At 74.6% G+C, this 10,889-nt stretch carries 11 protein-coding genes; 6 read left to right on the forward strand and 5 right to left on the reverse strand.

Going from position 1 to position 10,889, the window contains the following annotated elements; all coding sequences use genetic code 11:
* Positions 1-1,443: peptidoglycan binding domain-containing protein (locus HCJ92_RS25835; protein WP_209311174.1), on the forward strand; the 1,443-nt coding region annotated here is incomplete at its 5' end.
* A gap of 122 nt (positions 1,444-1,565) precedes the next feature.
* On the opposite strand, the gene HCJ92_RS15670 is transcribed toward HCJ92_RS25835, so the two are convergent.
* On the reverse strand, positions 1,566-2,582 hold the full coding sequence (locus tag HCJ92_RS15670; protein WP_167934223.1) for a GNAT family N-acetyltransferase: 1,017 nt from the start codon (positions 2,580-2,582) through the stop codon (positions 1,566-1,568).
* 135 nt (positions 2,583-2,717) lie between these two features.
* Between HCJ92_RS15670 and fdxA the strand changes: the two genes are divergently transcribed.
* Positions 2,718-3,044: a ferredoxin gene (gene fdxA, locus HCJ92_RS15675; protein ID WP_167934214.1), complete on the forward strand. Its 327-nt coding sequence runs from the start codon at positions 2,718-2,720 to the stop codon at positions 3,042-3,044.
* Between the two features lie 186 nt (positions 3,045-3,230).
* Complete coding sequence (gene dapC, locus HCJ92_RS15680) at positions 3,231-4,337, forward strand: succinyldiaminopimelate transaminase (RefSeq protein ID WP_167934215.1); 1,107 nt, start codon at positions 3,231-3,233, stop codon at positions 4,335-4,337.
* A gap of 150 nt (positions 4,338-4,487) precedes the next feature.
* Here dapC and HCJ92_RS15685 read toward each other — a convergent pair whose 3' ends face one another.
* Positions 4,488-4,934, reverse strand: a complete 447-nt coding sequence (locus tag HCJ92_RS15685) for an ATP-binding protein (protein WP_167934216.1) — start codon at positions 4,932-4,934, stop codon at positions 4,488-4,490.
* A 269-nt stretch (positions 4,935-5,203) separates the two neighbouring features.
* Complete coding sequence (locus HCJ92_RS24375) at positions 5,204-6,097, reverse strand: hypothetical protein (RefSeq protein WP_209311176.1); 894 nt, start codon at positions 6,095-6,097, stop codon at positions 5,204-5,206.
* A 48-nt stretch (positions 6,098-6,145) separates the two neighbouring features.
* On the opposite strand from HCJ92_RS24375, the gene dapE reads away from it, so the two are divergent.
* Positions 6,146-7,228 (forward strand): succinyl-diaminopimelate desuccinylase, encoded by a 1,083-nt coding sequence (dapE, locus tag HCJ92_RS15695; protein WP_167934217.1) that lies wholly within the window; start codon positions 6,146-6,148, stop codon positions 7,226-7,228.
* A gap of 341 nt (positions 7,229-7,569) precedes the next feature.
* Positions 7,570-8,367, forward strand: a complete 798-nt coding sequence (locus tag HCJ92_RS15700) for an LOG family protein (protein WP_167934218.1) — start codon at positions 7,570-7,572, stop codon at positions 8,365-8,367.
* Positions 8,368-8,426: 59 nt separating this feature from the next.
* On the opposite strand, the gene folP is transcribed toward HCJ92_RS15700, so the two are convergent.
* Entirely contained in the window at positions 8,427-9,287 is an 861-nt protein-coding gene (folP, locus tag HCJ92_RS15705) for a dihydropteroate synthase (RefSeq protein WP_167934219.1), read from the reverse strand.
* Positions 9,288-9,349: 62 nt separating this feature from the next.
* Here folP and HCJ92_RS15710 point away from each other — a divergent pair, with 62 nt between their 5' ends.
* Positions 9,350-9,781, forward strand: coding sequence for a DivIVA domain-containing protein (locus HCJ92_RS15710; protein WP_167934220.1), 432 nt, complete (start codon positions 9,350-9,352; stop codon positions 9,779-9,781).
* Between the two features lie 43 nt (positions 9,782-9,824).
* Here the strand turns inward: HCJ92_RS15710 and HCJ92_RS15715 are convergent, their stop codons facing one another.
* Complete coding sequence (locus HCJ92_RS15715; RefSeq protein WP_167934224.1) at positions 9,825-10,640, reverse strand: enoyl-CoA hydratase/isomerase family protein; 816 nt, start codon at positions 10,638-10,640, stop codon at positions 9,825-9,827.
* Positions 10,641-10,889: the final 249 nt, after the last annotated feature.

Here is a 10,889-nt window from a genome sequence, read left to right on the forward strand (position 1 = left end):
CTGGAGGCCGGCCTCCGTGGCCTCCGCCTCCAGCAGTCCGCTGCGGGCGATCTCCAGTTCGCAGACCTTGCTGACGGCGGTGCCCCCTCCGGTGCGCCCGCCACGCCGTCCTCCCCGGTGTTCGGCAACCGCGGCCCCGCGGGCCCGACCAGCGGACCGGCGAGCGGCGACATGCCGCTGCCCCGCGCGGACCGCCCGGCGGGCGGCGCCCCGCAGGAGGTCGGCAACACCACGATGGACCTGGGCGGCCCGCTGCCCCGCAGCTCCAACGCGGAGGCGGCGGAACGCTGGGCCCGGGACAGCCAGACCACGCAGGCGATGCCCGCCGCCGGTCAGGTCACGCCCGTCGGCTCACCGGTCCTCACCGACCCGTTCCAGCACTCCGACGGCCCGCCGCCGCCGAGTCCCTTCGGCGGACCGCTGACCGCGCCCCTGCCCGACCGGGAGGAGTTCGCGGACCCCGAGCCGCCGCCGGCGGCGGCCAAGGGCAAGCCGAAGAAGAAGCGGTCCTTCCTCAAGCTGGCCGTCGTCGCGGCCGGCGGGGTCTTCGTGCTGGCCTACGGCGCCGGGCTGCTGCTCAACCAGCAGGAGGTCTCCGCCGGGACGACCGTGCTCGGACACGACATCGGCGGCTCCAGCCAGGACGCGGTGGCGAAGCTCAACTCCGCGCTCGCCGGCCCCATGGAGTCCGACCTCACGCTGGTCGTCGACGGCAACGAGATCCCGCTGAAGCCCAGTGTCGCGGGGCTGTCGATCGACACCGAGGCGACGGTGCGCGCGGCGAGCGGGACGGACTACAACCCCGTCGCCGTCCTCGGCTCCCTGGCGGGCGGTTCCACGGAGGTGGCGCCCGTCTACTCGGTCGACGAGGAGAAGCTCGCCGCCGCCCTCAGCGACGTCACCGCGGAGCTCGGCGGCGCACCCGTCAACGGGTCCGTCTCGCTGGCCGGTGGCGTCCCCGAGGCCGTCTACGGCGAGCCGGGCACCGGAGTGGACGTCGAGGCCGCCGCCCCCGAGGTCCGGGAGGCGTTCCGGCAGCGCGCGGCCAGCGGCGACGACGTACCGGTGGAGCTCAGCGCCACCACCGTCGACCCGGAGATCGACCAGGCGGAGGTGGACCGCGCGATGTCGGAGTTCGCCGAGCCCGCGATGTCGGGGACCGTCACCGTCGCGGCCGGCGAGGGCGGCCCCTCCATCCAGTTCAGCCCCGAGAACTCGCTGCACCGCTTCATCACCATGGAGGCGGTCGGGGGCCGACTGGTCGACTCCTACGACCTGGAGACCCTGGAGACGCTGTACGGCGGCACGTTCGTCGGCATCGAGATCGCCCGTGGCGACGGGAGCAGCACCCCGGTCACCCCGGAGGACGTCGTCAGCGCGCTGCGCGGCGCGCTGCTGGAGACCGCGCCGGAGCAGCGGATCGGCTACATCGACCTGGGCTGATCCCCTGGGTGACGGCACGTCACCCCCGTAGACCGGCCGTGGCGGCCCGCCGCCACGGCCGGTCGGTCGTCCGGGTCCGGGCCGTCGTGGCGCCCGCCACCCGCGGGCTGCCGAGTGGTTGGCTAGCGGCGGGGCGCGCGGCGGTAGTGGTAGTGGTGGTGAACGGTGAACCCCAGGCGCTCGTACAGGGTGTGCGCGGGCTCGTTGTCCCGTTCCACCTGGAGGTGGGCAGCAGACGCGCCCTCGGCGAGCGCCGCGCGCGCCAACTCGGCCATCACGGCCCGTGCCAGCCCGCGGCGGCGCCGGTCCGGCGCCACCTCGATCGACGCGAACCCCGCCCAGCGCCCGTCGACCACGCAGCGGCCGATCGCCGCCGGTCCGTCGGTGTCGCCCGGCTCCCGCGCCACGGTGGCGAAGAGGACGGACGGCCCCGAGGGCAGCAGCCGCCGGGCAGCCGCCGGGTCCCGGTCTGCGTTGCGGTAGCCTCGCAGCCAGTTGTCGGACAGCGCGCGCCCCACCGAAACCCGCGGGTCCGGCACGCGGTCGGCGAGAGGCGCCAGCGGCGCGATCCGCACCACCGCCGGTTTCTCCGCGCTCCAGCCCAGCCCGGCCAGCCGCTCGGCGAGCAGCTCCCGTCCACCGGAGCCGCCACCGGTCGGGACGTGCAGCAGCGCGGGCAGGTCCCGCTCGGCGTACCAGCGGGTCACCGCGTCGAGGTCGAGCCGCTCGTCATCGGCGGTGTCGTCCTCGGCGGGCACCGCCGAGTTGGCGCGGTTGGTCCACCCCTCGGCGGCCCGCAGCAGCCAGCCGTCCTGCTCCCGGGAGACCAGGGCGGGCCAGCCGCGGGCCGCGACCCGGGTCAGCTCGGCCACACCGGCGGACGGCGTGCCGCCACGCCGTGCGGGGGCGGGGGGCACGACCTTCGCGGCGACGACGTCGGGGGTGGCGAGCGTCACCGCCGTGCCGTCGCGGCGGGTCACGACCACCTGCTCTCGGGACCAGTGCGTCAGCACGCCGAGCGTGTCGGTGAACCGCGCGCCCGGCGGCTGCCGGCCGGTCAGCGACCGCACCGAGACACGCCGGCCCACGTCCTCCGCGCCGACCCGCACCTCCATGCGTACGCCCAAGGTGAACTCCACTCGCTTGTCCGCCCCTCGTGTGCGTGCCACCGTTTCGACCCGCGATACTAGGTGCTGAGCATCGACCGCGCTCCCGCGCGCCATTTTGGGCGGAGCCACTTCGGACCGCCGTCCCGACTGAGGAGGAACGACAGCGTGACCTACGTCATCGCGGAGCCCTGTGTCGACCTGAAGGACAAGGCCTGTATCGAGGAGTGCCCCGTGGATTGCATCTACGAGGGCGAGCGGATGCTCTACATCCACCCCGACGAGTGCGTGGACTGCGGCGCGTGCGAGCCGGTCTGCCCCGTCGAGGCCATCTTCTACGAGGACGACACCCCGGAGGAGTGGAAGGACTACTACAAGGCGAACGTCGAGTTCTTCGACGAGCTCGGTTCGCCCGGCGGCGCCAGCAAGCTCGGCCTCATCGAGCGGGACCACTCGTTCGTCGCCGCGCTGCCGCCGCAGAAGCACGACGAGTGACGAGCGCCTGACGCGGCCGGGCGGCCGGTCCGGTACCGGCGCCCGTCCGGTCCCGCACGGCTGACGTCGTGCGGGACCGCGCCGCGGCCCCACCGCGTCGCCTCGCGGGAGCGGGGCGGCCCCCGCATCCGCGCAACCACCGCCGCCCCGCCAGGGCGGCTCCGCACCAGAGAGCGAGCCCCGTCCGTGAGCCAGCCCGTCTCCCCGCTCACCTCCCGCCTCCCCGTCTTCCCCTGGGACCGGTTGGAGCCGTACCGGGAGACCGCCCGCGCCCACCCCGGCGGCCTGGTGGACCTCTCGGTCGGCACCCCCGTGGACCCGGTGCCCGCGGTGGTGCAGCGCGCCCTCGCCGACGCCGCCGACCGGCCGGGCTACCCGACGGTCTGGGGCACCACGGCGCTCCGGGACGCGATCACCGGCTGGTGCGAGCGGCGGCTCGGAGCGGTGGCGGTGAGCCACCACGAGGTGCTGCCCGTGGTGGGTTCGAAGGAACTGGTCGCCTGGCTGCCGACGCAGCTGGGGCTCGGTCCGGGCGACCGCGTCGCCTGCCCCCGGGCCGCGTACCCGACGTACGAGGTCGGCGCGCGACTGGCCGGCGCGGAGCCGGTCCTCTACGACGACGTCCGCGAACTGGACCCGGCCGGCATCCGGCTGCTGTGGCTCAACTCGCCCAGCAACCCGACCGGGCGGGTGCTCTCCGCCGACGAGCTGCGGGCCGCCGTCGCCTGGTGCCGCGAGCACGGCGTGCTGCTGCTCAGCGACGAGTGCTACCTGGAGCTGGGCTGGGAGGCCGACCCGGTCTCCGTGCTGCACCCCGACATCTGCGGGGGCGACCGCACGGGGGTGATCGCGGTCCACTCGCTGTCCAAGCGCTCCAACCTCGCCGGCTACCGGGCCGCGTTCCTCGCCGGGGACGCCGCGGTGCTGGGCGAGCTGCTCCAGATCCGCAAGCACGGCGGCATGATGCTGCCGGCCCCGGTGCAGGAGGCCATGACGGTCGCGCTGGGCGACGACCGCCACGTCGCCGAGCAGCGCGAGCGGTACGCCGCGCGACGGGCCTCGCTGCGGGCCGCGCTGGAGGGGGCGGGGTTCCGCATCGAGCACAGCGAGGCATCGCTGTACCTCTGGGCCACGCGGGACGAGCCCTGCTGGGAGACGGTGGCCGAGCTCAGCGGGCGCGGTGTGCTGGTGGCACCCGGCGACTTCTACGGCAGTGCCGGGGAGCGGTTCGTCCGCGTGGCGCTCACCGCCACCGACGAGCGGGTCGCCGAGGCCGTCCGCCGCCTCGGCTGACGGGCCGTCCGGGCGATCCCGGAGCCGACGTGCCGGAGCCCGGCTCTCCCGAGGGGGAGCCGGGCTCCGGCGATGGCGCGCGGTGGTGGTCCGCCGGCGGACGGGAGGCCGTCCGGCCGCCGGCGGCGGCGCGCCGGGGGAGGGCCGGACTCAGCCCATCAGGCCCATGCCGGGGACGCCACCGGCGGGCAGCGGCGCGTTGAGGCCGGGCACCGGGCCGGGCAGGCCCTTGCCGTTGAGCTGCGAGGCGGTCTCGCCGACCACGGTGCCGGCGGCGCCGGTGGCGGTCTCCGCGGTCTCCATGAGGCTCGGGGTAGTGGCGGAGCGGCTGAGGGAGCCCGCGGCCTTGCCTGCGGCCGGGACGACCGCCTTGACCGCTTCGCCGCCGAGCTCGCCCGCGACCGCGGTGGTGTTCTGGAGCGCGGAGTCGGTCTTGTCGCCGAGGGAGGCGGTGTCCAGGTTGCTCAGGCTGCCCAGGTCGGTGGTCGGCGGCAGCGACAGCGCGGAGGCGGAGCCGGCGGAGGCGACCACCGGGGCGGCGCCTGCCGCGATCACGAGCGCGACCTTGGCCATGCGGCGCTTGAGGGCGTTGGACATGTTTCTCCTTAGCGACGGGTTCCGAGCGTTCTCACGACGGTTGGTGCCCGGCCACTGACCCGTAGGGCGGCGCGGCCGGACGCCCTGCCTATCGGCCGGGAGCGGTCCGAGGTTGCGGTCCCCGCGGTAAAGGATTGGTAATGCGTCGCATTATCGGCGGCTTTCGTCAATGGCGCGCGCGAAATGCTTGTTCGTGCGGGTGAATATCCATACCGGAAAGTGTTGTTGGGGCTGTTCCTGCGGGACCGGCGAACCGCCCCGCAGTGGGATCACCGGCGGACGGTCAGCCGGATCTCCTCGGCGCCCGCCGCGCTCTCCACCCACCCGGCCGCCGCGTCGTCCGCCTGCCACCGGCGCCCGTCGAACTCCACCGCATCGATACCCAGTTGGACCGCGTGCACCATCGCCCAGTGGGCCAGGGCCCAGCCGCGTCCCTCCGGGGCGTCCGCCGGTACCGGCACCGCGAGGCCGTCCGCCGAGACGACGGCCGCCGGCGAACCGGTGAAGTCGGCCGCCAACTGCTCCGCCACCGCGGACGGCTCCCCCGCCACCGGCTCGGCGGAACCCCGGGTGCACACCACCGCGGCGGACTCCCGGCCGGTGAACGCCGCCGCCATCACCGTGGCCTCCGGCTCGTGCTTGGCGTACTCGTCGGGGAAGGCGCTCCGCTGGACCTCCTGGGCCGCGACGGTCAACGGCAGCCCCAGGTAGTCGGGCACCTCGACCAGGTGGTCGTAGAACTGGCCGGCGGCGTAGACGGGGTCCAGGATCTCCGCGACCGACCCCCAGCCCATCGAGGGACGCTGCTGGAACAGACCCACCGAGTCCCGGTCCCCGTAGTCGATGTTGTAGAGGCTGGACTCCTGCATCGCCGTCGCCACGGCTATCACCATGGCCCGCTCCGGCAACTCCCGCGTCGACCCCACCGCGGTCACCGTGGCCGCGTTCGCCGCCTGCTGCGGAGCGAGACGGTAGGGCTCGCCCTCGCGCGCGCCGTCCCGGTCGGCGACGGTGCAGTGCGCGGCGCGGAAGGCGGGCTGCGTCTCCTGGTGGACCACCACGTAGACCGCGAGGCCCGTGAGAACGGTCAGGGCCACGGCCGCGCGTATCAGGCGACGGCGCCAGGGGCGCCGCGCCGGCGCGGAGGTCTTGGACACGCTCATAAGGTAACCGCTGGTCGTCGGGGTACGGCCTGCGGGTAGCCTCGGCCCATGCAGCGACCCTCCCTCGACCTCAGCCTGGACGCCGCCGCCCTGACAGCGCAGCTGGTGGACATCCCCTCGGTCAGCGGCTCGGAGGAGCCGCTCGCGGACGCGGTGGAGGAGGCGCTCCGCGGCCTCGGCCACCTGCGGGTGGACCGCTGGGGCAACAACGTGGTCGCACGCACCGGACTGGGCCGTGGCGAACGCGTCGTGCTCGCCGGTCACCTCGACACCGTGCCCATCGCGGAGAACGTCCCCTCGCGCCTCGACGAGGACGGCGTGCTCTGGGGCTGCGGCACCAGCGACATGAAGTCCGGCGTCGCCGTGCAGCTGCGGATCGCAGCCACCGTCCCCGAGCCCAACCGCGACCTCACCTTCGTGTTCTACGACAACGAGGAGGTCGAGGCCGACCGCAACGGGCTCGGACGGCTCGCCGCGGTCCACCCCGACTGGCTCACCGGTGACTTCGCCGTCGTCCTCGAACCCTCCGGCGGCGAGGTGGAGGGCGGCTGCCAGGGCACCCTGCGGGTCGTGCTGCGCACCGAGGGCGTCCGTGCCCACTCCGCCCGCAGCTGGATGGGGGCGAACGCGCTGCACGCCGCCGCCCCCGTCCTCGCCCGCCTCGCCGCGTACGAGCCGCGTCGCCCCGTCATCGACGGGCTGGAGTACCACGAGGGGCTCAACGCCGTCCGGATCGGTGGCGGGGTGGCCGGCAACGTCATCCCCGACGTCTGCGAGATCGCCGTCAACTACCGCTATGCGCCCGACCGCGACGAGGCGGCTGCGCTCGCCCACGTCCGCGAGGTCTTCGCCGACTGCGGGCTCGCCTCCCTCACGGTGGAGGACCACTCCCCGGGCGCGCTGCCCGGGCTCTCCCACCCCGCCGCGCAGGCGTTCATGGCCGCGGTCGGTGGTGAGGCCCGGCCCAAGTTCGGCTGGACCGACGTCGCCCGCTTCAGCTCCCTCGGCGTGCCCGCCGTCAACTACGGCCCGGGTGAGCCGAGCCTCGCCCACAAGCGGGACGAGCGCGTCGAGACCGGTCGCATCCACCACTGCGAGGAGCGACTCCGGGCCTGGCTGACCGCCGGCTGACGCCGGCCGACTGCCGTGGCGGGCCGGTGTCGCCCCGCCTACGGCGGGCTTCTCCGGGGCGACCGGCGCGCACGCGGGCGCGCAGTGCGGTGGTCGCCCGTCGAGTGCCGCACCCCGCCGCGACCGCCCGTGTTCACACCCGGGCCACGCCAGGAACCGTAGGGTGAGGTCACCGGCCACGTCGCGCGCCCGCCGAAGGCGCCCGCGACGGGTCGCGCAGTCCGGCCCGAGGGCCGGCCCGCAACGGCAGCACCCGGGCACGCACCCGGAGCCCGCCGGCCCCGAAGGGCCGGCCGCGGCCCGACGCGCCCGGTACGACGCAGGTGGTGGAAGGAGTCGCGATGAGCAGCACGGAGCGCAGAGAAACGGTCGCCCCCGAGGTGAACGGCCAGGAGTACGGGCGGCCCGACGACCGCAGCGAGCAGGTCCTCGGGCCGGTGGTGCGCCGCAGGGACCAGATGGTGCCCGGCACCACCGACCAGCGACTGCTGGACACCCGGGGCCCCTCCGACTGGGTCCACGGCGACCCCTGGCGCGTACTGCGCATCCAGTCCGAGTTCGTCGAGGGCTTCGGCGCGCTCGCCGAACTCGGCCCGGCCATCAGCGTCTTCGGATCCGCCCGTACCCCGGCCGGATCGCCGGAATACGAGACGGGACGCCGGATCGGCGCCGCGTTGGTCGAAGCCGGCTACGCGGTGATCACCGGGGGCGGGCCCGGGGCCATGGAGGCGGCCAACCGCGGCGCCAGCGAGGCCGACGGCGTGTCGGTCGGCCTCGGTATCGAGCTGCCGTTCGAGCAGGGGCTGAACGAGTACGTCAACATCGGTGTGAACTTCCGCTACTTCTTCGTCCGCAAGACGATGTTCGTGAAGTACGCGCAGGGATTCGTCGTGCTGCCGGGCGGGTTCGGGACACTCGACGAGCTGTTCGAGGCGCTGACGCTCCTGCAGACCGGCAAGGTCACCCGCTTCCCGATCGTGCTCTTCGGCAGCGCCTACTGGACCGGGCTGGCGGACTGGCTGCGGCAGACCATGATCGCGCAGGGGAAGGCGTCCCCCCACGACGAGCAGCTCTTCTCGATCACGGACGACGTGGACGAAGCGATCGCACTGGTGACGAAGGTCACCGCCGACGGCTGACCGCCGCGGGGCGGAAGCCATCGGTCCGCGCCGACCCCGACCGGGTGCGCCGGCGCCGGTCAGGCGAGACCGCGGCGGGCGACCGCCGGTTCGGCGCGTCCGGCGATCGCCGCCACCATCCGGAGGACCTGCGCGGTCTCCGCCACCTCGTGGACCCGGTACACCTGGGCGCCCAGCCAGGCGGAGACCGCCGTCGTCGCCAGCGTCCCCAGCAGCCGCTCCTTCAGCGGTACGTCCAGGGTCTCCCCGACGAAGTCCTTGTTGGAGAGCGAGACCAGGACCGGCCAACCGGTCGCCGTCATCTCCGGCAGCCGCCGGGTCGCCTCCAGCGAGTGCCGGGTGTTCTTCCCGAAGTCGTGCCCGGGGTCGATCAGCACCGACTCGCGCGGCACCCCCAGTTCCACGGCGCGCTCCGCCAGCGAGGTCGTCACCCGCAGCACGTCCGCCATGACGTCCGGGTACTCCACGCGATGGGGCCGGGTACGCGGCCGGGCACCGCCCGCGTGGGTGCAGACCAGGCCCACGCCGTACCGGCCGGCCACCTCCGCGAGCCGCGGATCGACCCCGCCCCAGGCGTCGTTGAGCAGGTCCGCGCCCGCCTCGCACACCGCCGTGCCCACCTCGTGCCGCCAGGTGTCCACGCTGATCACGACCGCGGGGTGGCGTCGCCGGACCTCCGCCACGAAACCGACGGTGCGCCGGATCTCCTCCGCCGCGTCCACCTCCTCACCGGGCCCGGCCTTCACACCGCCGATGTCGATGATCGCCGCGCCCTCGTCGACGGCGTGTCCCACTCGTTCCAGCGCCGGTTCGTCCAGGAACGTGGCGCCCCGGTCGTAGAACGAGTCGGGGGTCCGGTTGACGATCGCCATGATCACCGGCTCGTCGGGGGCGAACTCTCGGGTACCCAGTCGCAGCATGCTGCGAGAATACGGCGGGACCGGGCGCTCCCCGGCGGTGACCAGCGACAGGAGGGCCGGCCGTGTTCGTGTGGCTGATGGTGGCGATGGTGGTCGTGATCGGCGGAGTGACGCTCGCGGTCCTCGGCAGCGGGGACGGGTCCGGCGGGCCGACCTCCGGCGGGCTGCCCGAAGCCGCGCCCGACCGCCCGGACGACCCGCTGCCCCAGGACCGGGCGGTCGGCCCCGCCGACCTCACCGCGCTCCGGCTGCCAGTTGCGCCCCGCGGCTACCGCATGGGCGACGTCGACGAGGTCCTGGACCGGCTCGCCGCCGAACTCGCCGACCGCGACGCCCGGATCGAGGAGCTGCGGGTCGCACTCGCGGGCGCCCAGGCGTTCGCGCTCAGCCACGACCCCGGCGACTCCCGGGCCGCCGGTGCCCACACGCCGGCCCCCCACACGCCGGGCCAGTCCGGCGCGGAGCCCCCCGCGGGCGCACCGGGCCACGGCTGAGCCGCGCGCCGTCGGGCCGCAGGCGCGCCGTGTCGCCGCGGGGTCAGCGGCCCTCGAAGGCGGGCCGCTCCTTGGCGACGAACGAGGCCACCGCGCCCCGGTGGTCGGCGCTCGCGCCGGCCTCCAGCTGCAGTTCGGCCTCGAGCTCCAGCGTCTCGGCCAGCGAGTGCGAGGCCCCGAACGCCAGTGACCGCTTGATCGCCGCATAGGCCACCGTCGGGCCGGCGGCGAAGGCGAGGGCCACCTCGCGTGCCACCGCCGGCAGCTCCTCGTCCGGTACCACCCGCTGGGCGATCCCCAGCCGCTCGGCCTCTGCCGCGTCCACCCGGCGCGGCATCATCAACAGTTCGGCCGCCCGGGCCGGGCCCACCACGCGCGGCAGGGTCCACGAGAGCCCGGAGTCGGCGCCGAGCCCGATACCGGCGAAGGCGGTGTTGAACGAGGCGCCGGCCGCTACCACCCGGAAGTCCGCGGCCAGCGCGAACCCCAGACCCGCGCCCGCCGCGACCCCGTTCACTCCCGCGACCACCGGCTTCGGCATCGAGGCGATGGCAAGGGTCACCGGGTTGTAGTGGTCGGCCACCGTCCGCATGGCGCTACCCGGTCCGGGGGCGCCCCGCGGCCCGTCCTCCTCGGCCGCGAGTGACCGCACGTGCTCCTTGAGGTCCTGCCCGACGCAGAACGCCCGGCCGGTGGCGGTCAGCAGCACCGCCCGCACCCCGGCGTCCCCCCCTGCCGTGCGCAGCGCGTCCCGCAGCGCCTCCTTGGTCGGGGTGTCCAGCGCGTTCATCGCCTCGGGACGGTTCAGCGTCACGGTCGCGAGACCCTCGGTCACGGCGTACTGCACGGTGTCGGCCATGACGGACAGCATGACGCAGCGTCCATCGATGAGAACCCGTGCGTGAGTGTGAGCTGCGTCAAGTCGCCTCATCCGCGCCCGGGAGTGTCGTCGGTGCCCCGCCGGGTGTCGTTCGGGGCGGCGTCGGGAGGCAGCGGACTGCCCCGAGGGGCGGTCCGGGACGCCGTTGTTGGTCATCCGGTCGTCCCATGCGGGATAATGAAGCCGAGGCAATCTGTTCGAGACCGGCGGGCGCGCAGAACGCGCGCG

The sequence above is a fragment of the Streptomyces spiramenti genome, from assembly GCF_012034385.1.
Taxonomy (GTDB): Bacteria; Actinomycetota; Actinomycetes; order Streptomycetales; family Streptomycetaceae; genus Streptomyces; species Streptomyces spiramenti.

Coding starts and splice junctions, on each gene's coding strand:
- HCJ92_RS15685 (WP_167934216.1), bottom strand. CDS start 4,934: ATGTCCAACGCCCTCAAGCGCCGCATGGCCAAGGTCGCGCTCGTGATC.
- HCJ92_RS24375 (WP_209311176.1), bottom strand. CDS start 6,097: ATGAGCGTGTCCAAGACCTCCGCGCCGGCGCGGCGCCCCTGGCGCCGT.
- dapE (WP_167934217.1), top strand. CDS start 6,146: ATGCAGCGACCCTCCCTCGACCTCAGCCTGGACGCCGCCGCCCTGACA.
- HCJ92_RS15700 (WP_167934218.1), top strand. CDS start 7,570: ATGAGCAGCACGGAGCGCAGAGAAACGGTCGCCCCCGAGGTGAACGGC.
- folP (WP_167934219.1), bottom strand. CDS start 9,287: ATGCTGCGACTGGGTACCCGAGAGTTCGCCCCCGACGAGCCGGTGATC.
- HCJ92_RS15715 (WP_167934224.1), bottom strand. CDS start 10,640: ATGGCCGACACCGTGCAGTACGCCGTGACCGAGGGTCTCGCGACCGTG.